Annotated in this window: 32 protein-coding genes; 1 reads left to right on the forward strand and 31 read right to left on the reverse strand. The window is 37.7% G+C overall.

Annotation, left to right across the window (positions count from 1 at the left end; genetic code table 11):
* The first annotated feature begins 149 nt into the window (after positions 1–149).
* A complete protein-coding gene (locus SJPD1_RS11930) occupies positions 150–2,012 on the forward strand; it encodes a methyl-accepting chemotaxis protein (RefSeq protein ID WP_096047358.1) in 1,863 nt (620 codons plus the stop codon).
* Positions 2,013–2,015: 3 nt separating this feature from the next.
* Here the strand turns inward: SJPD1_RS11930 and SJPD1_RS11935 are convergent, their stop codons facing one another.
* From SJPD1_RS11935 to rpsC, 31 genes are all read right to left on the reverse strand, one after another.
* Positions 2,016–2,672, reverse strand: a complete 657-nt coding sequence (locus SJPD1_RS11935) for an HAD family hydrolase (RefSeq protein WP_096047359.1) — start codon at positions 2,670–2,672, stop codon at positions 2,016–2,018.
* A complete protein-coding gene (tkt, locus tag SJPD1_RS11940) occupies positions 2,650–4,629 on the reverse strand; it encodes a transketolase (protein ID WP_096047853.1) in 1,980 nt (659 codons plus the stop codon). Before tkt ends, SJPD1_RS11935 begins: the two co-directional genes overlap by 23 nt.
* A gap of 22 nt (positions 4,630–4,651) precedes the next feature.
* Positions 4,652–5,512, reverse strand: coding sequence for a polyprenyl synthetase family protein (locus tag SJPD1_RS11945; RefSeq protein ID WP_096047360.1), 861 nt, complete (start codon positions 5,510–5,512; stop codon positions 4,652–4,654).
* Between the two features lie 10 nt (positions 5,513–5,522).
* Positions 5,523–6,599 carry a DUF7488 domain-containing protein gene (locus SJPD1_RS11950; protein WP_096047361.1) on the reverse strand — a complete coding sequence of 359 codons (1,077 nt, stop codon included), beginning with the start codon at positions 6,597–6,599 and terminating at the stop codon, positions 5,523–5,525.
* A gap of 9 nt (positions 6,600–6,608) precedes the next feature.
* A complete protein-coding gene (locus tag SJPD1_RS11955) occupies positions 6,609–6,926 on the reverse strand; it encodes a YbaB/EbfC family nucleoid-associated protein (protein WP_087439362.1) in 318 nt (105 codons plus the stop codon).
* Positions 6,926–7,291 (reverse strand): aspartate 1-decarboxylase, encoded by a 366-nt coding sequence (gene panD, locus SJPD1_RS11960; RefSeq protein WP_096047362.1) that lies wholly within the window; start codon positions 7,289–7,291, stop codon positions 6,926–6,928. Before panD ends, SJPD1_RS11955 begins: the two co-directional genes overlap by 1 nt.
* 44 nt (positions 7,292–7,335) lie before the next feature.
* Complete coding sequence (locus SJPD1_RS11965; RefSeq protein WP_096047363.1) at positions 7,336–8,649, reverse strand: UDP-N-acetylmuramoyl-L-alanyl-D-glutamate--2,6-diaminopimelate ligase; 1,314 nt, start codon at positions 8,647–8,649, stop codon at positions 7,336–7,338.
* Between the two features lie 9 nt (positions 8,650–8,658).
* On the reverse strand, positions 8,659–9,222 hold the full coding sequence (locus SJPD1_RS11970) for a tetratricopeptide repeat protein (protein ID WP_087439365.1): 564 nt from the start codon (positions 9,220–9,222) through the stop codon (positions 8,659–8,661).
* Complete coding sequence (locus tag SJPD1_RS11975) at positions 9,219–9,503, reverse strand: NifU family protein (RefSeq protein ID WP_087439366.1); 285 nt, start codon at positions 9,501–9,503, stop codon at positions 9,219–9,221. The genes SJPD1_RS11970 and SJPD1_RS11975 overlap by 4 nt, the downstream gene beginning before the upstream one ends.
* A 151-nt stretch (positions 9,504–9,654) precedes the next feature.
* The gene (gene rplQ, locus SJPD1_RS11980) at positions 9,655–10,005 is read right to left on the reverse strand and encodes a 50S ribosomal protein L17 (RefSeq protein ID WP_087439367.1); all 351 of its coding nucleotides are present in this window, start codon (positions 10,003–10,005) and stop codon (positions 9,655–9,657) included.
* A 3-nt stretch (positions 10,006–10,008) separates the two neighbouring features.
* On the reverse strand, positions 10,009–11,022 hold the full coding sequence (locus SJPD1_RS11985) for a DNA-directed RNA polymerase subunit alpha (RefSeq protein ID WP_087439368.1): 1,014 nt from the start codon (positions 11,020–11,022) through the stop codon (positions 10,009–10,011).
* A gap of 15 nt (positions 11,023–11,037) precedes the next feature.
* Positions 11,038–11,664: a 30S ribosomal protein S4 gene (rpsD, locus tag SJPD1_RS11990; protein ID WP_087439369.1), complete on the reverse strand. Its 627-nt coding sequence runs from the start codon at positions 11,662–11,664 to the stop codon at positions 11,038–11,040.
* Positions 11,665–11,742: 78 nt separating this feature from the next.
* Positions 11,743–12,135, reverse strand: coding sequence for a 30S ribosomal protein S11 (gene rpsK, locus SJPD1_RS11995; RefSeq protein ID WP_014770213.1), 393 nt, complete (start codon positions 12,133–12,135; stop codon positions 11,743–11,745).
* 21 nt (positions 12,136–12,156) lie between these two features.
* Complete coding sequence (gene rpsM, locus SJPD1_RS12000; RefSeq protein WP_069478756.1) at positions 12,157–12,525, reverse strand: 30S ribosomal protein S13; 369 nt, start codon at positions 12,523–12,525, stop codon at positions 12,157–12,159.
* 2 nt (positions 12,526–12,527) lie between these two features.
* On the reverse strand, positions 12,528–12,641 hold the full coding sequence (gene rpmJ, locus SJPD1_RS12005) for a 50S ribosomal protein L36 (RefSeq protein WP_038533455.1): 114 nt from the start codon (positions 12,639–12,641) through the stop codon (positions 12,528–12,530).
* Positions 12,642–12,804: 163 nt separating this feature from the next.
* Positions 12,805–13,023, reverse strand: a complete 219-nt coding sequence (gene infA / locus SJPD1_RS12010; protein WP_012857710.1) for a translation initiation factor IF-1 — start codon at positions 13,021–13,023, stop codon at positions 12,805–12,807.
* Between the two features lie 16 nt (positions 13,024–13,039).
* Positions 13,040–13,798: a type I methionyl aminopeptidase gene (gene map / locus SJPD1_RS12015; protein WP_087439370.1), complete on the reverse strand. Its 759-nt coding sequence runs from the start codon at positions 13,796–13,798 to the stop codon at positions 13,040–13,042.
* A gap of 5 nt (positions 13,799–13,803) precedes the next feature.
* Complete coding sequence (gene secY / locus SJPD1_RS12020) at positions 13,804–15,066, reverse strand: preprotein translocase subunit SecY (protein WP_087439371.1); 1,263 nt, start codon at positions 15,064–15,066, stop codon at positions 13,804–13,806.
* Complete coding sequence (rplO, locus tag SJPD1_RS12025; protein ID WP_096047364.1) at positions 15,063–15,467, reverse strand: 50S ribosomal protein L15; 405 nt, start codon at positions 15,465–15,467, stop codon at positions 15,063–15,065. Before rplO ends, secY begins: the two co-directional genes overlap by 4 nt.
* A 17-nt stretch (positions 15,468–15,484) precedes the next feature.
* The gene (gene rpsE / locus SJPD1_RS12030; RefSeq protein WP_012857714.1) at positions 15,485–15,928 is read right to left on the reverse strand and encodes a 30S ribosomal protein S5; all 444 of its coding nucleotides are present in this window, start codon (positions 15,926–15,928) and stop codon (positions 15,485–15,487) included.
* Between the two features lie 24 nt (positions 15,929–15,952).
* On the reverse strand, positions 15,953–16,309 hold the full coding sequence (rplR, locus tag SJPD1_RS12035) for a 50S ribosomal protein L18 (RefSeq protein ID WP_096047365.1): 357 nt from the start codon (positions 16,307–16,309) through the stop codon (positions 15,953–15,955).
* A gap of 9 nt (positions 16,310–16,318) precedes the next feature.
* Positions 16,319–16,855 (reverse strand): 50S ribosomal protein L6, encoded by a 537-nt coding sequence (gene rplF / locus SJPD1_RS12040; protein ID WP_096047366.1) that lies wholly within the window; start codon positions 16,853–16,855, stop codon positions 16,319–16,321.
* Positions 16,856–16,930: 75 nt separating this feature from the next.
* Positions 16,931–17,326, reverse strand: a complete 396-nt coding sequence (gene rpsH / locus SJPD1_RS12045) for a 30S ribosomal protein S8 (RefSeq protein WP_096047367.1) — start codon at positions 17,324–17,326, stop codon at positions 16,931–16,933.
* An 11-nt stretch (positions 17,327–17,337) separates the two neighbouring features.
* Entirely contained in the window at positions 17,338–17,523 is a 186-nt protein-coding gene (locus tag SJPD1_RS12050; protein ID WP_012857718.1) for a type Z 30S ribosomal protein S14, read from the reverse strand.
* 1 nt (position 17,524) lies between these two features.
* On the reverse strand, positions 17,525–18,070 hold the full coding sequence (gene rplE, locus SJPD1_RS12055) for a 50S ribosomal protein L5 (RefSeq protein WP_087439375.1): 546 nt from the start codon (positions 18,068–18,070) through the stop codon (positions 17,525–17,527).
* Positions 18,070–18,306, reverse strand: a complete 237-nt coding sequence (rplX, locus tag SJPD1_RS12060) for a 50S ribosomal protein L24 (protein ID WP_096047368.1) — start codon at positions 18,304–18,306, stop codon at positions 18,070–18,072. The genes rplE and rplX overlap by 1 nt, the downstream gene beginning before the upstream one ends.
* On the reverse strand, positions 18,306–18,674 hold the full coding sequence (gene rplN, locus SJPD1_RS12065) for a 50S ribosomal protein L14 (protein ID WP_012857721.1): 369 nt from the start codon (positions 18,672–18,674) through the stop codon (positions 18,306–18,308). The genes rplX and rplN overlap by 1 nt, the downstream gene beginning before the upstream one ends.
* Complete coding sequence (gene rpsQ, locus SJPD1_RS12070) at positions 18,674–18,925, reverse strand: 30S ribosomal protein S17 (RefSeq protein ID WP_069478761.1); 252 nt, start codon at positions 18,923–18,925, stop codon at positions 18,674–18,676. Before rpsQ ends, rplN begins: the two co-directional genes overlap by 1 nt.
* Before the next feature lie 9 nt (positions 18,926–18,934).
* A complete protein-coding gene (gene rpmC, locus SJPD1_RS12075; RefSeq protein ID WP_037960715.1) occupies positions 18,935–19,123 on the reverse strand; it encodes a 50S ribosomal protein L29 in 189 nt (62 codons plus the stop codon).
* Entirely contained in the window at positions 19,110–19,535 is a 426-nt protein-coding gene (gene rplP, locus SJPD1_RS12080) for a 50S ribosomal protein L16 (RefSeq protein ID WP_087439377.1), read from the reverse strand. Before rplP ends, rpmC begins: the two co-directional genes overlap by 14 nt.
* On the reverse strand, positions 19,535–20,248 hold the full coding sequence (rpsC, locus tag SJPD1_RS12085; protein WP_087439378.1) for a 30S ribosomal protein S3: 714 nt from the start codon (positions 20,246–20,248) through the stop codon (positions 19,535–19,537). Before rpsC ends, rplP begins: the two co-directional genes overlap by 1 nt.
* Between the last annotated feature and the right edge of the window lie 4 nt (positions 20,249–20,252).

Genomic DNA, 20,252 nt, shown 5'->3' on the forward strand with positions numbered 1-20,252 from the left:
GACAACTCTTTTCTCACCTCAGCATGCTATAATCAAAAAGTCTCATTTTGGTCATATTTCCCGTGTTATAATAAAACATGTCTTTCGCTCTATATGATATAAAATCCCTATTTTGCATTTATTACTCAAAATAATACCAAGGAGTCATGATGAACTTCAAGATGAAGGTTACTCTGATTATCGCACTCTTAATCTGTATCAGCCTTACAGCATTTGGTTTTGTAAGCTATATTGATACCAAAAAAAACAGCATCACGCAAGTTGAATCAACCCTCAAGATGGCATCCCGTTCATTGACCGATTATATCGATCTTTGGGTTTTAAGTAAAAAGCATGGCTTAGAAAGTGCTGCTCGCATGCTCACGGATGTTGAAACGATGAGTGAGTCACAAATCAAAACTGTTTTACAAGAGACAACACTTGCATCCGGTGGACGTGATAGCTTTTTGGGTATAGAATCCAGCGGTGTCATGATCTATGGAAGCAATACAATCGCAAAGGTTGACCCAAGAGCACGCCCATGGTATATTATGGGGAAAACAACGGGAAAATCTGGTATGACCGATATTTACAGAGGTTCTGCAGACCCCATTGATCTTGTTGCGGTTATGGCACCCATTATTAAAAATGGTAAAACCATCGGTATTGTTGCAACGTCTTTTGAGCTTAAGCATATTGTCAAAGCCGTCAGTGATATTAAGTTCAATGGTGGCTATGGCATGCTTTTAGATGCTAAAAAAACGATTGTTGCCCATCCTAAAGCGGAATTCCTTGGTAAAGAATCTATTTTAAGTCAAAGATTTAAAGGAGACCCTGAAGGTATTATTGAGTACACACAAGAGGGAGAGCATAAACTCTTTGCATTTAAAATGTCTCAAGAGACAAATTGGATTCCAGGTATTACATTTGATAAAGAGACTGCTTATGAATTCTTGAATGCTCAAGTGAAAGAGCTTTTTGTGATGGGTTTAATAATGCTCGTGCTTTCTATCGCCATTATGGCCTTTTTAATCAAAATGCTTCTTAATCCCCTTGATAAACTGAACCATGTTGTCAAAGATCTGTCCAGTAGTGAAGGCGATCTTAGACAAAGACTTCAAGCCTCAAGTCATGATGAATTCGGACAAGTTTCGAATAATATTAATCTCTTTATTGAAAAACTTCATGAAATTGTCAAAAAATCTAAAGAGATTAGCAATGAAAACGCCTCTATCTCAGAAGAACTTTCACGTACGGCTTCGGAAGTTGTGAGAAATGTGGATGCTGAGGCCAAGATTGTGAGTAAAACCAAAGAGAGTGGTATTACGCTCACCAATGCAATTGAGGTATCAGTTCAAAAAGCGACCGCTTCGCAAGAAGCATTACATAAAACGCAACAAGACATCAATACCGTTAAAGATCAAGCAGAGCATTTAGAAAAAACGATGCAAGCCACGGCAGCCAAAGAACAAAACTTAGCAGAACGCCTTAATACCGTGAGTCAAAATGCCAATGAAGTCAAAGATGTTTTGGGGATCATTCGTGATATTGCCGATCAAACCAACCTTTTAGCCCTCAATGCGGCTATTGAAGCAGCACGTGCAGGAGAACATGGACGTGGATTTGCCGTAGTAGCGGATGAAGTACGAAAGCTGGCTGAACGTACTCAAAAAAGCCTTGTTGAGATTGATGCAACGATCAATGTGGTTGTGCAATCGATCATGGATGCTAACACCGATATTGCTCAAAATGCTGGAGAGGTGAATGCTCTTGCTTCTATCTCAATCGAATTACAAAATGGTATGAATAGCATTGATGCAACCATTCAGAAAACCATCGAAGGGGCACATGAAACTGTTAATAATTTTGTCAACACTGCATCGCAGATTAAAGGAATGGTTGAGGAGATTGAAAAAATTAATGTCATCTCCAAAGAGAATGTCACGAGCATCGACAATGTTTCTCAAGCATCCGAACATCTCCATGCGATGACCGAAAATCTTAACAATGAATTAGGGAAATTTAAATCCTAAGACTTAAACCTCAGCGAGCAGTTTAATCACATCGCTGGGGGTTTGAACCAAATACTGTGCTCCATGTTCTCTGAGTTCATTTTCCTCTCTAAAGCCCCATAATGCTCCTATGGCTATCATGCCAGCGCTATTGGCTGTTTTCATGTCAATCATGGTATCGCCAAGATAATAACAGTCGTTTGGCTTTACATGTAAAAGCTCACAAATCTCTAAAGCTCCTCTGGGATGAGGCTTTCTAGGAACTCCTTCACGTACACCATACACCACATCAAACTTCCATGAACGCAAATATTTTATCGCACACATTTTAGTAAAGGAATCTGGTTTATTGGAGAGAATTGCCATTTTAAAATTTCGTTTTTGAAGAAAACTCAGCATTTTACTCACACCCTCATACAGCTTGGTATTTTGGTTAAACTGCTTTGTATAATGTGTTTCAAAAAGAGTAACAGCTTGTTGGATAAGCTCAGGAGTTTGAACATTAGAGGCGAAAATGTTTTCAAATAGTTTGAAAACACCTTCACCTACGAAATAGCGGTATTTTGCACTCTCTTGTGGTTGAAATCCAAGTGAAACGAGTGCAAAATTTGCACTGATGGCGATATCTTCTAAGGTATTAAGAAGTGTGCCATCTAGATCAAATACAATGTTTTTTTTCATTATCTCGTTCTAACTCGGCCTTTAGTGCATTATAATCTAAGCCTAAAAACTCACATGCCACTTGAGTCGCTTGATGAGCTTTAAAGCCAAATTTTTCAAATAAAAGTTCCGCAGGACCACTCGCGCCAAAACGCTCCATGCAGATCACTTTATCGGCATAACGATACCATTCAATTCCTGCACCCGCCTCAATTGCAATGACTTTCGTTTGTGGTTCAATGATTGTTTGAATATACGCCTCATCTTGCTCATTTAAAAGATCAAAACAGGGGACACTGACCATATTGCTTGGAATGCCAAACATAGAAAGGTAACAGGCAACCTCTAACGCAAGATAGACTTCGCTTCCACTTGCCATGATGGTTACTTGCGCGTTTTCACGTCTTTTTACAAGATACCCACCATTTTCAACATCGCCGTATGCTCGGTCATCTTTGAGCGCTCGAAGTTTTTGACGTGAGCAGACAAATGCTGCAGGAGCTTGCATACTCAGAGCCTTTTCCCACGCTTTAACATTTTCTCTACCATCGCATGGGCGGTATACGTAGAAGTTTGGAAGGGCTCTAAATTGGCTGAGTTGCTCGATGGGTTGATGCGTTGGACCATCTTCCCCCACACCAATGCTATCGTGTGTCCAGATGTAAAAATTTTTCAATTTCATGAGTGCTGCTAAACGCACTGAAGGTTTCATGTAGTCACTAAAGATAAAAAACGTTGCGCCAAATGGGATAAACAGACCATACAAAGCAAACGCGTTGATAATCGCACCCATTGCATGTTCACGAATACCAAAGTGAATATTGCGTCCTAGTGGAAAATCACCCATATCTTTCAATTCGCTTTTATTGGAAGGACTAAGATCAGCACTTCCTCCTAGAAAACCAGGAATGGCTTGTGCAATAGCATTCAAAATTTTACCATTGCTGTCACGCGTTGCCACATCGCTATCAAAATTTGGCCATTCGATTTTTGAAAAATCAGGCGTTAGCAATGCTTCTAAAAGAGCCTTTTTCTCACTACTTAACTCGTTTTTAACCAGTGCATTCCACTTGGCCTCAGCCAAGTCACCTTTTTCAAGCGCACAGTTAAAACGCGCATAAACATCATCATCCACGCTGAAGTTTTTCTCTGGATCAAATCCTGCTTTGATTTTAGAATTTTTAATCTCTTCACACCCCAAAGGTGCACCATGAGCATGATGGCTTCCTTCCATCTCGCAAGCACCTTTGGCAATGGTTGTATCGGCAATAATTAAATAGGGTTTGGTTTGCTCTTTGGATTGCTCTAAAACATCATTAATTTCTTCATAATCATGACCATCAATACGGGAGACTTCCCAACCTTGGGCTTCAAAACGATGTTTGACATCTTCACTCCAAGCAATTGACGTATCCCCTTCAATGGTAATAGCATTACAATCGTAAATCACCACTAAATTATCTAAACACAAATGTCCTGCTAATGAGCATGCTTCGTAACTGATACCTTCTTGAAGATCACCATCGCCACACAAACAGTATACTTTATGGGAAATCACTTCTGTTTTGGGTGTATTTAAAAGAGTCGCTGCATACTTAGCCGCCATTGCAAAACCAACGGCATTCGAAATACCTTGACCTAAAGGGCCCGTCGTTACTTCAACACCGGGAACATCACCATACTCAGGATGACCTGGCGTTTTACTACCGAGTTGTCTAAAATTTTTAAGATCTTCTAAACTAATGTCATATCCGCTTAAATGTAAAAAAGAGTAAACCAACGCTGAAGCATGCCCACCACTAAACACTAAACGATCACGATTGAGCCACTTTGTATTTTTAGGATTATGTGTGATATGTCGTGCCAAAATGGTGACGATATCGGCGAGTCCCATAGGAGCACCAGGATGTCCACTATTAGCACGTTGTACCATATCTGCCGCTAAAAATCGGATTGTATCAGCTTGTTTTTTTAACATTTTTTCATTTTCCATTGGGTCACTATCCTTTAAAATATTCATCTACAATGCTTTTAAGCCTTTTTGACAAAGCAGCATCAAGCTTACCTAGTTCAACATCTAACTCTGTTAACAGTTTGCATTTCTCAACTTTTGCGCCCTCTAATCCCAGTAGGTTCACAAAAGAGTTTTTATGCCCATCATTTTGAGTGGGTTTCCCCGCCTCTTCACTGGTCAGTGTTGCATCGATAATGTCATCTTGAACTTGAAATAAAAGCCCAAGTTTCAATCCAAACTGATAAAGTGCTTCTTGTGTCGCCTTATCCAACTCGCAAATCACAGCTCCCATCAAAAGTGAAGCTGCTATCAATTTAGCTGTTTTATGCAAATGTAAAAAAGTGAGCTCATCCACATTTAAATGCTTATCTTCAAAAAAGCAGTCAATGGCTTGACCAAGTACCATACCATAGATACCTGCATCACTTGAAAGGATGGAAACCAGTTTAATTTTAATCTCTGCGCTCAAAGGAGCATTTGCTAATAGATAAAAAGCATGGGTATTTAAAGCATCTCCGACAAGCACGGCAGTCGTCTCATCATAGCTTACATGTAAAGTGGGATGTCCTCGCCTAAGCGCTGCATTATCCATGCAAGGCAGATCATCGTGAATGAGTGAATAGGTGTGCATCATCTCCAAACCAAGCGCTACATGTAAAGCATTTTCAATCAAAAGCGGACGTGAACAGTGGACAACACTGAGCAATAAAAGCGGGCGGAACCGTTTTCCTCCCACATCAAGCATTTCGCCAAAAGCATGACTAAAATGAGGGTGAAAACTTTCTATTACGGGAAGTTTCTCTTTTAAAAAAACTTCAAATTTTGATACTAACTCTTTAGAACTCAAAACGAACCTTTCAGCGTGGTAATGTTACAAAAAATTGGAAATCATCACGGTCAAATAACAGGCTAACATCACGATTATGTATTTTCGACAAATAAGCATCTGCATTTTGGATCTGTGAAACAGAAACTCCATCCACTTGCATTAAACGGTCACCTACTTTTAAACCACTTTGCTCAGCAAAAGAACCATGTTTTACATATTCAATCTTAAGATTATTATCGAACGTAAATCCTTTGCCGTGTAAAATAGTCTCTTTTTTTGACTCAGGGAGTGGCACTTTTTTAGAATCGACTTTTTTACTGGCCGGTTTTGGTGTTACAATAGTCTCGTCTATCCATGCATTATTGCGTTGAATGTGAGCAGTCACTTTAGCAGAATCTTTACCCGCTTTGAGAGCATCAGCAAATTCGGCGATAGTGCTTACTTTTTTACCATTAAGCGATGTAATGCTATCGCCAGCTTTGAGCTTTGCATCTTTAAAAGTTGGATCAACAAAATCAACGATCACACTCTCATTACCATCTATAATCCGAGCACCCAATTCTGGGAAAAAGGCTGATTTACCTGCTATAAAACGTTCTAACTCTTCTGAACTAATAAAAAACTTATCTCCAATTCCAAGTCCATACATTTCACAACATAATCCACCAACAAGACTATTGATTTCACCGATACCGCCAAATTCAAACAACTCATTACCACTTTTACCTATTTTGGAAGCATTAACCGCCACCAAAGAGTTATCGGTCATGCTGACAAGCCATTCGCCTAGCTTTAGCTCAGCGGTGGGTTTAAGTTTGACAGGAATCAATGGTTTTGGAGAATCAAATAAATAGAGGTGAGAGAATGCATCGTATCTCGCAAAAGGTACACTTGGCTTTTCTTTAGAAAACGCAATTGCTTGTTTTTCGCTAATGGCAATTGCACGCGTTTTACCAAAATAAACAACCGATTGCTTATTTTTTTCAAAGCACTGTGAAAAATCAGGGTAGACGAACTCTGCTTTGCTAGCAGGAGCAGGGATAGGAACATCCGCCGCGAAAAGAGCTTGGAGTATTAAAAGAAGAGAAAGTCCTAGACGTTTCACATACGCTCCTTAATTTTTTGCGCCAAATCCACCAATGCCTGAGAGCATCTGAGATGTTGCTAGTTTTTTATTATCTTCTACCATTTTGGAAACATCATTAATGGCACTCATGAGTAAAATCTGTAACGATTCTTTATCACTTAAAAGCGAATCATCAAGCGTAACATCGACGACTTCGCCATTACCGTCCATGCTCACACTGACCATGCCACCACCGCTTTTAGCAGTAAATTGCTTATTTCTTGCGTCTTCTTGCATTTTTTGGGCTTGCTTTTGCGCTTCTTCAAGCATTGCACCCACTTTTGATAAATCAAAATTTTCAAACATTAGATGTAATCTCGTACTTCTACCAATGCGTTGGTTTCATCAACTAAAACAACCGTAGGTTTGAAAACTTCCATTTCATCTCTCGTCATATGCGCATAAGCTATGATAATAATCTTATCACCAATATGTGCTTTTCGTGCAGCTGCGCCATTAAGACAAATATCTTTCCCACCTGCCTTACCTTCAATGACATAAGTTGTAAAACGCTCACCATTGTTAATATTCACCACTTCTACTTTTTGTCCCACGCTAAGATTAGAAGCCATTATTAACTCTTTATCGATTGTAATAGAACCAACATAGTTTAAATTGGCATCTGTAACAGTAGCTCTGTGAATTTTGCTATATAACATCTCAAGCGTCATCGCTTTTATACCTCTTTTAGATTAGGAAATTTGTTTATTTTATCCTATTTTTGCTTAGCCCATTGAGCGATAAGCTCCCTAACTACTTCTCTATCATCAAAAGGATATTTTTGACCTTGAATCTCTTGGTAAGTTTCATCCCCTTTACCAAGTATTAGAAGCACTTCGTTTTTACCTTGTAATTTCAGTGCTTTTTCAATCGCTTTGTGGCGATCTACTTCTACATGTAAATGCTCTTTAGGGTGCATTCCTGTTAAAATTTCAGTGATAATACTTTGTGGATCTTCCGAACGTGGGTTGTCGCTGGTCACCACAATCTTTTTAGCATAGCGCTCAGCCATCGCTCCCATTTTGGGGCGCTTCGTTCGATCTCTGTCTCCTCCAGCACCAAAAACAACCACAAGATCGCGCTCTTTCATACTATCGAGCACTTTTTCCATACCATCAGGAGTGTGCGCAAAATCAACGATCACTAGAGGATCATTGCTCACTACCTCCATACGACCTTCCACGCCACCAAAATGCTCTACCGCTTCACAAATAGCCTCCATTGGTGCAACACCCAACATATCAACCGCACTAATCGCTGCAAGTATGTTGTAAAGGTTAAAAAAGCCATGTAAAGGTGATTCAAAGTCATAAACTTTATCGATTTTAGCTACAGCGGCACTAATACCTTCTTTGAGTGAATAAGCTAAAATTTTATAGGTTGCGGGATGTTCAATGCCATAACTCATTGCATTGGTGCGATTAAAGCGAATTTTACTCTCATCTTTGTTGATGAGCTTCAAACTCTCATCTTCAAAAAAACAGCTTTTAACAGCAATATATTCATCAATCGTTTTGTGAAAATCCAAATGATCTTGGGTGATATTTGTTAAAATCTTTAAAGCAAAAGGAAGCCCATCGATGCGATTTTGAACAATAGCATGAGAACTCACTTCCATGACAAAATACTCGCACCCTGCTTCAACTGCCAATTTGAGATTATGGATAGTCTGTAAAACGGGTGGCGTTGTAAGACTTTTATCTTCAATGCGATGATCGTTAATAAAACAGCCACGAGTCCCTTGTAATCCTGCTTTTTTACCCAAATCTAATAGGATAGAGTAGATAGCTGCTGCTGTCGTTGTCTTACCATTGGTACCCGTTATGCCAATAATTTTGATCGCATTGGTAATAGCGAGAACATCTAAACACTCTTTGGGTGAAATAATTTTAGTACATCCATGATCTCTTGCGCTCTGCTCATAAGTGGCATTGAGCTTTGTTGAAACAAAGATGCTTGAAGCATCACATTCATTTGAATTATCCGTTACATGTAAAAACGGCGCATGGTTTTTCAAATCTATTTTCAAGGTAACTCTCTATTTTTGTGCTTTTTTAATGAGCGATAATAGCTGCTCATCATTTGGGAAAAGAGTGATAGCACTCTCAAGGTAATTAAGAGACATTTCGATAAATCCATTATCAATCAATTTAGATAAAAAATCAACAAAATCTTCTTTTTTTGAAATAATGACTTTGGTAGAGAACATAATATCTTCAAAAGCCTCTTTAAAACTACCACGAGATTTGATTAAACTCATAAAGTCTTCATACTTGATACCATTTTCTGCATTTATGCGTGCTTCAAGATCATTCTCTGTAAATAAATGGGCAATTTTTTCGCTATGTTCTTCCACGGAATTAATAATTTCTTCCATTACATCTTCACAATCTTCAGCACCATTCTCTTTGGTTAAAATATAGTACTCAAAAAGAGCCATTGCTTGTTCTTCATTTTGAGCTGCCATATCACATAAAATAGCTCCAATTCGAGCTTCTTTAGATTTTGGGTCTTCACTCAAAGCCAATGCAAACTGTAGCATTGCCTCAGCAAAGTTCTTTGCGTAAAATTTTTCAATACCTTTTTTTATGTAAGCGTTCATTGCTCTCCTAATACTTCAAACTCATTCTCCGTGCCTGGTAAAATATTTACAACTTCTATTTCAGGGTGAATATCAATTCTAAGTTGGCGTTCAACGCCATATTTAAGTGTTTGCCCACTGGACGCACATCCTTGGCACGCACCTTGTAATTGAACAAAAACACGCCCACCTTTAATGCCAAGTAACGTTAGTCCGCCACCGTCTAATGCCAACATTGGCTTAATTTTTTCAAGTGATTTTTCAACAACTGGAAGTAACTCTTCGTCACTAAATGGTATCATAGATTCTCCTATAGCAAAAGTATCTAATTTAACAATAGTTTGAGTTAAAAGTGACTTAATTTTTTAGTGGAGGAGAAGTGTTTTGGGTTAAAAAAATTTAACGAAGATATGCCTTGAGAGTAAACGACTCCCAAGGCAAAAAAAGTGAGATTTAAACGAGTTCTAAAAACGCCATAGGCGCTGCATCGCCTTTTCTAATACGTGTTTTTACAATACGGGTGTAACCACCATTTCTCTCAACATATTTAGGTGCGATCTCATTAACTAATTTTTTTGTACACTCTTTATCTTGAAGTGCAGCAAAAACTGTTTTGTGAGCATGATCGCCACCAACTCCAGCTTTCGTAATCAATTTTTCAACATATCCTCTAAGCTCTTTTGCTTTTGGAAGTGTTGTCTCGATTTTTTCATATTTAATGACAGCTATAGCCAAGTTCATCAACAATGCCGCTCTGTGTGATGAAGTACGACCAAGCTTTCTGTATCCGTGCTTATGTCTCATAAATTAACCCTCGTTGGCTTCAGATTTTAAATCTTCAATTTTTTTCTTGAGCAAACTTGCCGTATCGTCAGAGAAATTATATCCGACAGGATAACCACTCTCTTCCATAACTTGTCTGATCTCTTCTAACGATTTTTTACCTAGATTTTTAAGGTTTTTGAGTTCTAACTCACTCATCAGAGTAAGCTCACCAATATATTTAACCTCTGCTCTATCTAAGCAGTTGAAGCTACGAGCACTCAGATTTAACTCTTCAATACTCTGTAATAGCTTTCCGAGCTCTACACTCTCATTAGAACTCTCACTCTTTGGAGCCACTGCAATATCTAAAATGCCATTAAATACTGACATCTGTGCATACATCGCTTCAAGTGAATTTTTAAAAGCTTCGATTGGAGAAACAAGTCCATCTGTTTCGATTGTGAAAACAATTTTTTCGTAATTAGGATTGTCTTCAACCAAAACATTCTCAATATCGTAAACTGCTCTTTTTACGGGTGTAAAGAAAGCATCAAGTGCGATATAATCTTCTCCGACTAAACCTCTAATGTTCTCACTTGGAACATAGCCGATTCCTTTTTCGAGAATCAAAGAAAAGTTAAATTCTGCATCTTCATTAATTGTTGCCAAATATGCGTCTGGCGTAACAATCTCAATTTGTGCATTTGCTAAGTCACTTCCTTTAATCTCTTTTGGTCCAGTAAATGAGTAGTTAACCTCTACACGTTTCTCATCGCCTTTGATTTTGAAACGAATATTTTTAAGATTAATGATGAAAAGAGCAACATCTTCAAGCATACCACGCATGCTATCGAATTCATGGGTTACGCCTTCAATCTTTACAGCCGTTGGTGCAGATCCTACTGTGCTACTTAAAAGCAATCTACGTAAAGGATGTGCTAATGTTACCGCAAAACCAGATTCAAATGGGTATGCACTAATTTGAACCTTATTTGCAGCAATATTTTCTACCTCAATTTCAGTTGGCATGTAAGCTGATGTATTGATTTTTTTCATATACTACCTACTTTATTATTTAGAGTATAGCTCAACGATTAATCTTTCTTCAACCGGAATAACTACTTCTTCTCTCTCTGGAATACGTGTAAAAATACCCATTGCTTTTTCTCTTTCAACATCAACCCATGGTGCAATACCAGTTTGTTGTGTTAATTCAAGAGCTCTTTTCACTTGTGGATTATTTTTAGATTTCTCACAAACTTCTACTTTGTCACCTGCACGTACTACAAATGAAGGAATGTCAACTCTGCTGCCATTTACCAAAATATGTCCATGTGTGACTAATTGACGTGCAAATCTTCTTGTAGTTGCAAAACCCATGCGGTATACAACATTATCAAGTCTTCTTTCAATAAGAAGTACAAGGTTAATACCTGTATTACCTTCTCTTCTTGCTGCTTCGTCAAAAATACGTCTGAATTGTTTTTCAGAAACTCCATACATAAATTTAGCTTTTTGTTTCTCTCTTAATTGGAGTCCATACTCACTAATTTTTGATCTTCTTTGTCCATGTTGACCTGGTGCATATGGTCGCTTATCTAATGCGCTTTTACCAGCAAGTCTTCGCTCACCCTTAAGGGCTAAGCTAACACCGAGTCTTCTCTCGAGCTTTTCGACTGGTCCTCTATATCTCGCCATTTTTTCTCCTAATCTATTGCGTAAACGAAAAAATTATTTTGTTTCTCTATAAAGAAGTTATATTCTAAAGATTAGAAATTAAACTCTTCTTCTTTTTGGAGGTCTACAGCCATTGTGTGGAAGAGGCGTAATATCTTTTAGGAAAGATACTTTAATACCTTCTGTTGTACCAGCACTTTTTACCGCTGTCTCGCGACCACTTCCAGGTCCTTGAACTTTAATACCGATTTCTTTGAGTCCATGCTCTTTTGCTTTAGTCAATGCATCTTCTACGGCTTGTTGTGCTGCATAAGGAGTAGATTTTTTACTACCCTTAAAGCCCAAGCTACCGGCACTGCTCCAAGCAATAACATTCCCCATCTCATCAGTTACAGTTACGACAGTGTTATTAAATGTTGCAGAGATATAAATAATACCTTTAGCAATATTTTTCTTAACAACTTTTTTACGTACTACTTTTCTTTTTGCCATCTGTTTCCCTTTGAGACTTCGTTATTTAGCTTTTGCGCCAACGGTACGTTTTTTACCTTTTCGGGTACGCGCATTCGTTTTTGTTTTCTGACCACGAACTGGTAAGCCTTTTCTGTGTCTAAGACCTCTATAGCTTCCCATATCCATTAAAGCTTTAATATCCATAGCCACTTTTTTACGAAGGTCACCCTCTACTTGGAAATCTGCTTGGATCTCTTTACGAATGGCAGCAACTTCATCTTCACTTAGCTCATGTACTCTTTTATCAAACGAAATCCCAGTAGCTGTTAAAATAGCTCTAGAACTTGTCAAACCTATACCGTAGATATATGTTAAACCATACTCTACTCTCTTTTTCATTGGAAGGTCTACACCTGCAATCCTTGCCATGCTTATCCTTGTCTCTGTTTGTGTTTTGGATTTACGCAAATGACTCTAACGATACCTTTTCGTTTAATCACTTTGCACTTATCGCACATCTTCTTTACAGAAGGTCGTACTTTCATTCGTGACTCCTGAACTTTATTTCCACTGGAATTTTGAGTTAAACTGTCACAGGTTTGATGATGTATCTCAAACCAACAATCGAAAAAACAGTGGTTTCTTTTTCGATTATTCTTCACACAGCTTTACAAAAGGGGTAAATTATACATAAATTAAGCTAATAATTTACTTATACCTATAGGTTATACGCCCTTTATCTAAACTATACGGTGTTAACTCAACCTTTACGGTATCTCCTGGCATTATTTTAATATAATGCATTCTCATCTTTCCTGCGATATGACATAAAATCACATGGCTATTTTGTACTTCAACTTTAAAGGTTGCGTTGGGAAGTGCTTCGATCACTTTTCCGTCTATTTCAATCACATCATCTTTTGCCATTTTACCTCCTATAATCTCAAGATAGAGACAAAATTTCTACTTTACCATCTACAATAGCAACTGTGTGCTCGTAGTGGCTTCCTCTTAACCCATCGGCAGAAACTACGCCCCATTTATCTTCTAAAATCTTTGGTGTACCATCTTTATAGCAGATCATTGGCTCTATACAAAACACCATACCATTTTTGATTTTAGGACCACTTTTAGGATTGATTCCTTCTAAATAATTAGGAAGTTCTGGCTCTTCATGCGCTTTTCTACCAATACCATGTCCACAAAATCCACGCAAAGGAACATAGCCTTTTTGTAGAATAAATTGCTCAATAGCATAGCTCAACTCTTTAAAGCGCATTTCCGGTTCAATAATATCAATGGCATAATAAAGTGCATCCTTAGCACATGCAATTAAGGATTCATCACTCTTTGAGATCTCACCGACTCCTACTGTTACAGCAGAATCTCCATACCAGCCATCAATTTCTGTGCCAATATCAAGACCAATAATATCCCCTTCTTGAAGACGATACTCTGTCGGAATTCCGTGAATAATTACCTCATTAACTGACGTGCAAACCCCCGCAGGAAATCCATAAAGGCCTTTAAAGGCAGCACGCGCTCCCATACTTTTAATGTAAGACTCACCCATGGCATTCAGTTCTTTCAAACTGATCCCTGGATGAATATTACATGTAAGATAGTCTAATGTTTTTGCAACAATTTGATTTGCTACCGAGAGCTTTTTGATCTCTTGCGGTTTTTTAATAGTAATTGCCATACTCGTTAAAGTCCTACAGCACTCAATGTTTCATATTTATTCATGTACATTTGTGCCTCAATTTTACGCATTGTATCAAGTGCTACTTGCACAACAATCAAAACTGCTGTTCCACCAAAATAAAAAGGAACACCCATGAATTTTACTAAGACCCAAGGAAGTGTTGAAATTAGGCCTAAATAAATAGAGCCCCAAAAAGTTAGTCTACTTGCAACCTCATTTAAGAAAAGTGCCGTACTCTCACCTGGACGAACGCCAGGGATAAAGCCACCTTGCTTTTTAAGATTTTCTGAGATATCTTTTGCATTAAAAACAATTGATGCATAAAAATAAGCAAAGAAAATAATAAATAAGAATGTTAATACATTAAATACATAACTATTTGGATTCAAAAAATCATGGATCGATTGAATAATAGGATTTGTACTTGCTTGCATAATTGTGGATGGAAACATCAAAATTGCACTTGCAAAAATAGGAGGAATAACACCACTTAGGTTCATTTTAATAGGAACATAATTCATAATACGTTTATGTTGATTTTGAAGCACTACTTTGCGTGAATACGAGATAGGAACACGTCGTTCACCCATTTCAACATAAATAATTGAGCCAACTGTCGCTAAAATAACGGCTAAAATTCCAATAACGACAAGGAAATTCAATTCACCTGTATTGACAAGGTTAATGGTTCCTCCAATTGCATGAGGGATACCTGAAACGATACCTGCAAAAATAATCAAACTGATACCATTACCAATACCACGTTGCGTAATCTGTTCACCAATCCACATGAGTAGCATGGTTCCAGTAAGCATACTTGCAGCTGCAATGGCTGTAAAGGTAGTCATATCAATCATAATAGCACTCTCGCCCGCTCGACCACTAAGCCCTCCAAGACCAACGGAAACACCAATGGCTTGTACAACCGTAATAACAATCGATGCATATCGAATGATCTGCATATATTTAACCATACCATCGCGTTCTTTTTTCATTTTACCAAGTGTTGGAAAAGTTGCTGCAAGAAGTTCCATAATAATGGATGCGGTGATATAAGGCATAATACCTAGCGATATAATACTAAGGCGTTGTGCAGCGTTACCACTGAACATATTAAACATTCCAAGTGCGTTGGAACTATTGGAGTCGAAGAATTCTTTAATTACTTCTAGGTTAACACCAGGCACTGGCACATATGCCAGTATCCTGTATGCTAATATAAAACCTAATGTAACTAAGATCTTCTTCGTGAGATCTTGGCTCATTTACTCATTCCAGTAAAAATGACGTTTTCGTCTTTGATTTTAGCAGCAAGTTCTTTTGCATTCACACCAATCAATTTTACTTTTACAACCGTACTAGCAATTTTATGTACTGTACGAATTGCATCAACAGTAATTTCAGCAAGTTCTGAAACTGCCTTAATTCTATCGATATTAATAACATAAGGTTTTTCAATTTTAGAAGTAAAACCAACTTTTGGTAATCTTCTTTGAAGGGGCTGTTGACCACCTTCAAAACCTCTTTTACGTTTGTAACCCGTACGAGATTTCTGACCGTTATTACCACGGCTCGCAGTTTTACCCATACCACTACCTTGACCACGACCTACGCGTTTGATCTCTTTGGTAGAGTTTTCTGCTGGTGTAAGATTATCTAATGCCATTTTGAATCCTTCTCCACTTAGCTTTTGATCATACTAAGAGCTTTAATTGTCGCTCTTACCACGTTAGAAGCATTGTTTGAACCTAATGACTTTGTCAAAATATCTTTAATACCTGCAAGCTCAACAACAGGGCGAGTTGCACCACCAGCGATTACGCCGGTACCGTCACTTGCTGGTTTAAGAATAATACGACTTGCATTAAATTTAACTTCAACATCATGAGCGATTGTTGAACCTTTGATATTCACTTTGACAATGTTTTTAAATGCATCATCAACTGCTTTTCTAATAGCATCAGGAACCTCTTTAGCTTTACCAAAACCAAAGCCAACAAGACCTTTTTTATTTCCAACAACAACGAGTGCTGTAAATCTAAAACGTCTACCGCCTTTAACAACTTTTGTTACGCGGCCAATGTTAACGATGACTTCTTCAAACTCTTCTCTGTTGTATTTTTCCATTGAATAGTTTTCCTCTTCTTTTTCTTATAGCACTATGCCGTTTGCTCTAAGGCCATCTGCAAAAGCAGCAACTACACCATGATACAAATAACCATTTCTATCATAGACAACTTTAGTCAAATTCTTAGCCTTGAGCGTCTCTGCAAAAGCTTTTGCAACTTCAGCTGCACTTGCTTTGCTAGCATTGAAACCTAATTTTTTGCCATCTACACTTGCCAAAGTAACACCACTTACATCATCAATTGCTTGCGCATAGATAAATCTGTTTGATTTAAAGAAAGAGACTCTTGGTCTTTCACTTGTACCAGAAATATCTGCTCTTACTCTTTTTTTACGCTTAACTCTTAATGCAAGCTTTCGTTTTAAAATATTTGCTCTCATCTCTTACCCTTACTTCTTGGAAGTTTTTCCGGCTTTACGGATAATAGTTTCATCAGAATATTTAACACCTTTACCTTTGTAAGGCTCTGGAGCTCTAAAACTTCTAATTTCGGCAGCAATCTGACCAACTACTTGCTTGTCATCACCTTGAATAGTTACCACGTTTTTTTCAACTACAATGTGAATATCTTTTGGAAATTCATAATTGATTGGATGAGAAAATCCAAGTTGAAGTTCAAGAACATTACCACTAACGGCAGCTCTATAACCAACACCGTTAATCTCAAGTTGCTTTTTAAAACCTTCAGTTAAACCTGTGACGATATTTTGACCAAGTGCACGGTATGTTCCCCAAAAAGCGCTGCTCTGACGATCAGCACCTTTTGAAATAAATACAAGCTCTCCATCTTGAACATTTACGTCAACATTTCCTTTAGTATCCAATATTTTTTGAACACTACCTTTTTTAAACTCAACGAGATTACCATTTACTGACACATCAATGCCAGCAGGTATCTTGACAGGTTTTTTACCAATACGAGACATTTTATTTCCTTTTACTTGTCTACGATAAGCTTACAATCTTAGAATGGATATCGAATACCATAAAAGAACAGCTAATTACCAAATACTACAGATAACTTCGCCACCAAGACCTGCTTTGTGAGCGTCATCATTACTGAGAACACCTTTTGATGTACTAACAACAATCGTACCATAACCATTTTTGAAGCGTTTAATCTCATCACGACCTTTATAAACTCTACGGCCTGGTTTTGAGATTTTTTTCACTTCATTAATAACTTGGATGCCTCTTGCGTCATACTTCAAAACAACATTGATAAATTTCTTAGGACCTTCTTCAACAACGTTAAAACTTTCGATATAACCTTTGTTTTGGAAAATAACTAAAATCGCTTCAACCAGTTTTGAATGCATTAACTTTGTGACATCAAGTTTTCTCATTGATGCATTTCTGATTCTTGTTAAAGAATCTGCTACTAGATCATTAATCATAGTCTATTTCCTTACCAGCTTGCTTTTTTGAGGCCTGGAATAAGACCCTCATTTGCCATTTTACGAAGACAAATTCTGCAGATACCAAAATCTCTGTAAACAGAGTGTGGACGTCCACAAATTTGACATCGTGTGTATGCTCTTACTTGAAACTTAGGCTTTCTCGCAGCCTTTGCAATCATCGATTTTTTAGCCATATTATTTACCTTTTGCGAACGGCAAACCAATGAGTTCAAGAAGTTTAAATGCCTCTTTATCATTGCTAGCAGTTGTTACGACTGTAATATTCATTCCGTGAGTTTTCATGATATTATCATACTCAACTTCAGGGAACATCAATTGTTCATTAAGACCAAAGTTATAGTTTGCACGTCCGTCAAAACCTACTCTTGGAAGACCTCTAAAATCTTTTACTCTAGGAAGTGCTACAGAAATAAGTTTGTCCAAAAATACATACATATTCTCTTTACGAAGTGTTACTTTAACACCGACTGGATAACCAGCACGTACTTTAAAACCAGCAACTGATTTCTTAGCATTCGCAACAACCGCTTTTTGTCCAGCGATTAAAGAGATAGTATCAACGATATTTTGCAATAACTTAGTATCTTTACCTTCTTCACCAGCACCAACGCTAATAACGATTTTTTCGATTTTAGGTGACAACATAGGATTAGCAATATTAAACTCTTTAACTAATGCTGGTTGAACTTCAGCATTAAATTTCTCTTGCAATCTGTTCATTATTTACCCTCTACTTTAGCTACGTTAGAGACATGAATTGGTTTTTCAATATTTGAAAAACCACCCTTAGGATTGCTCTCACTTGGCTTAATGGCTTTTTTTACTACTTTGCAACCTTCAACAACGACTTGTGAAGTTTTGGGCATTACTTGAACAACTTTTGCCTCTTTACCTTTATCGTCGCCTGCGATTACTTTAACAGTATCACCTTTTTTAATTTTCATTTTAGTTGCCATTATAGTACCTCCGGTGCCAAAGATACGATTTTCATGAAGTTAGCATAACGAACTTCACGACCAACTGGTCCGAAAATCCTTGTACCGATTGGCTCTCTTTTATTATCAAGAATAACAGCTGCATTTTCATCAAAACGAATCAATGAACCATTTTCTCTTTGAATTTCTTTTTTTGTTCTTACGATAACCGCTTTGACAACTTGTCCTTTTTTAACTTTACCGCTTGGCAAAGCTTTTTTGACAGAAGCGATGATAACATCACCTACCGTTGCATAACGACGTTTACTACCACCAAGAACTTTAATACACATGATTTCTTTAGCACCACTGTTATCAGCAACAGCTAATCTTGTAAAACTTTGTATCATTATTCAACTCCCACTTTAACAACTGCGCTAAGTCTAAAAGACTTTCTTTTTGAAAGTGGTCTGCACTCGATAGCGCTTACTGTGTCGCCGATTTTTACTTGGTTGCTCTCATCATGGACTAGGTATTTTTTGAAACGTTTAACGAACTTGCGATATCTTGGGTGCATTACACGTCTCTCTACCAAAACGGTGATAGTTTTATCACCAGTTTTCTGAACAACTACGCCTTGAATCTCTCGTTTTAAAGCCATTAGTTACCCCTACTTGTTTTGAGCAGAAATTGCCGTATTAATACGCGCGATATCTCTTCTAACTTCTTTAATCTCATTTGGATTAGTAAGTTGCATTGTTTTTAACTTTTGTCTTAATGTAAACAAAAGAACCTTTTTCTCTTTTAACAACTCTAAAAGCTCTGACGCGCTTTTGCCGTTTAAATCAATATACTTCATTTTCGCTCTCTCGAGTTACAATCTTGGTTTTAAAAGGCAATTTATGCATTGCAAGAGTTAATGCTTCACGAGCCAACTCTTCAGGTACACCTGCCATTTCAAAAATAATTCTACCAGGCTTAACATTCATAACCCACTTATCAACAGAACCTTTACCTTTACCCATACGTGTTTCGATAGGTTTAGCTGTTAATGGTTTGTCTGGGAATACACGAATCCAAGTCTTAGCTTGACGTTTAACATGTCTTGTATACGCAATCCTCGCAGCCTCAATTTGACGTGAATCAATACGTCCAGCTTCAACAGCTTTGAGACCGATTTCACCAAAAGAGATTGAAGCACCACTATGGGCTTCACCGCGATTGCGGCCTTTCATCTGCTTTTTATATTTCGTTCTTTTAGGCATTAACATTAGTTTTTACCTCTCTCTTTACGCGCTCTTGGCTTACGTGAATTCTCTTTTTCAGATGCTTCTTCTTTTTCCGGAACGATACCTTTAACAAGTACCTCACCTTTGAAGATCCATACTTTAACGCCAATCACACCGTATGTTGTATGTGCTTCAGCAAAACCGTAATCGATTTTTGCACGAAGGGTATGAAGTGGAACGCGTCCTTCAAGATACCATTCAGTTCTTGCCATCTCAGCACCACCAAGACGTCCAGAAACAGAAATTTTAATACCTTTAGCACCTGATTTTTGTGCACCTTGAATTACTTTTTTCATTGCTCTTCTAAAGGCTACACGACGCTCAAGTTGCATTGCAACGTTTTCTGCACAAAGTTGTGCTGAAGCTTGAGGACGTCTCTCTTCTTTAATGTTAACATTAACATCTTTATCAATCAATTTAGTCAATTTAACTCTTAATTTTTCAATATCAGAGCCTTTTTTACCAATAATGATACCAGGACGTGCAGCAACAACTGTAACTCTAAGCTTTTTAGCAGTACGCTCGATCAAAATTTGACTGACACCTGCATAGTAAAGCTCTTTTTTCAAAAATGTTCTAATTTTGTAATCTTCACCAATGCTTGTCGCTAAGGTTTGCTTACCTGGAAACCAACGAGAATCCCAGTTTCTATTAATACCAAGTCTTAAACCAATCGGATTTACTTTTTGACCCATCTTA

Source organism: Sulfurospirillum diekertiae (assembly GCF_002309535.1).
GTDB lineage: Bacteria > Campylobacterota > Campylobacteria > Campylobacterales > Sulfurospirillaceae > Sulfurospirillum > Sulfurospirillum diekertiae.

Bases quoted from the DNA above. Each gene is read 5' to 3' on its own strand.
- SJPD1_RS11930 (WP_096047358.1), top strand. From the start codon at position 150: ATGAACTTCAAGATGAAGGTTACTCTGATTATCGCACTCTTAATCTGT.
- SJPD1_RS11935 (WP_096047359.1), bottom strand. From the start codon at position 2,672: ATGAAAAAAAACATTGTATTTGATCTAGATGGCACACTTCTTAATACC.
- tkt (WP_096047853.1), bottom strand. From the start codon at position 4,629: ATGTTAAAAAAACAAGCTGATACAATCCGATTTTTAGCGGCAGATATG.
- SJPD1_RS11955 (WP_087439362.1), bottom strand. From the start codon at position 6,926: ATGTTTGAAAATTTTGATTTATCAAAAGTGGGTGCAATGCTTGAAGAA.
- panD (WP_096047362.1), bottom strand. From the start codon at position 7,291: ATGACGCTTGAGATGTTATATAGCAAAATTCACAGAGCTACTGTTACA.
- SJPD1_RS11970 (WP_087439365.1), bottom strand. From the start codon at position 9,222: ATGAACGCTTACATAAAAAAAGGTATTGAAAAATTTTACGCAAAGAAC.
- SJPD1_RS11975 (WP_087439366.1), bottom strand. From the start codon at position 9,503: ATGATACCATTTAGTGACGAAGAGTTACTTCCAGTTGTTGAAAAATCA.
- rplQ (WP_087439367.1), bottom strand. From the start codon at position 10,005: ATGAGACATAAGCACGGATACAGAAAGCTTGGTCGTACTTCATCACAC.
- SJPD1_RS11985 (WP_087439368.1), bottom strand. From the start codon at position 11,022: ATGAAAAAAATCAATACATCAGCTTACATGCCAACTGAAATTGAGGTA.
- rpsD (WP_087439369.1), bottom strand. From the start codon at position 11,664: ATGGCGAGATATAGAGGACCAGTCGAAAAGCTCGAGAGAAGACTCGGT.
- rpsK (WP_014770213.1), bottom strand. From the start codon at position 12,135: ATGGCAAAAAGAAAAGTAGTACGTAAAAAAGTTGTTAAGAAAAATATT.
- rpsM (WP_069478756.1), bottom strand. From the start codon at position 12,525: ATGGCAAGGATTGCAGGTGTAGACCTTCCAATGAAAAAGAGAGTAGAG.
- rpmJ (WP_038533455.1), bottom strand. From the start codon at position 12,641: ATGAAAGTACGACCTTCTGTAAAGAAGATGTGCGATAAGTGCAAAGTG.
- infA (WP_012857710.1), bottom strand. From the start codon at position 13,023: ATGGCAAAAGATGATGTGATTGAAATAGACGGAAAAGTGATCGAAGCA.
- map (WP_087439370.1), bottom strand. From the start codon at position 13,798: ATGGCAATTACTATTAAAAAACCGCAAGAGATCAAAAAGCTCTCGGTA.
- secY (WP_087439371.1), bottom strand. From the start codon at position 15,066: ATGAGCCAAGATCTCACGAAGAAGATCTTAGTTACATTAGGTTTTATA.
- rplO (WP_096047364.1), bottom strand. From the start codon at position 15,467: ATGGCATTAGATAATCTTACACCAGCAGAAAACTCTACCAAAGAGATC.
- rpsE (WP_012857714.1), bottom strand. From the start codon at position 15,928: ATGGAAAAATACAACAGAGAAGAGTTTGAAGAAGTCATCGTTAACATT.
- rplR (WP_096047365.1), bottom strand. From the start codon at position 16,309: ATGAGAGCAAATATTTTAAAACGAAAGCTTGCATTAAGAGTTAAGCGT.
- rplF (WP_096047366.1), bottom strand. From the start codon at position 16,855: ATGTCTCGTATTGGTAAAAAACCTGTCAAGATACCTGCTGGCATTGAT.
- rpsH (WP_096047367.1), bottom strand. From the start codon at position 17,326: ATGATTAATGATCTAGTAGCAGATTCTTTAACAAGAATCAGAAATGCA.
- SJPD1_RS12050 (WP_012857718.1), bottom strand. From the start codon at position 17,523: ATGGCTAAAAAATCGATGATTGCAAAGGCTGCGAGAAAGCCTAAGTTT.
- rplE (WP_087439375.1), bottom strand. From the start codon at position 18,070: ATGAACAGATTGCAAGAGAAATTTAATGCTGAAGTTCAACCAGCATTA.
- rplX (WP_096047368.1), bottom strand. From the start codon at position 18,306: ATGGCAACTAAAATGAAAATTAAAAAAGGTGATACTGTTAAAGTAATC.
- rplN (WP_012857721.1), bottom strand. From the start codon at position 18,674: ATGATACAAAGTTTTACAAGATTAGCTGTTGCTGATAACAGTGGTGCT.
- rpsQ (WP_069478761.1), bottom strand. From the start codon at position 18,925: ATGGCTTTAAAACGAGAGATTCAAGGCGTAGTTGTTCAGAAAACTGGT.
- rpmC (WP_037960715.1), bottom strand. From the start codon at position 19,123: ATGAAGTATATTGATTTAAACGGCAAAAGCGCGTCAGAGCTTTTAGAG.
- rplP (WP_087439377.1), bottom strand. From the start codon at position 19,535: ATGTTAATGCCTAAAAGAACGAAATATAAAAAGCAGATGAAAGGCCGC.
- rpsC (WP_087439378.1), bottom strand. From the start codon at position 20,248: ATGGGTCAAAAAGTAAATCCGATTGGTTTAAGACTTGGTATTAATAGA.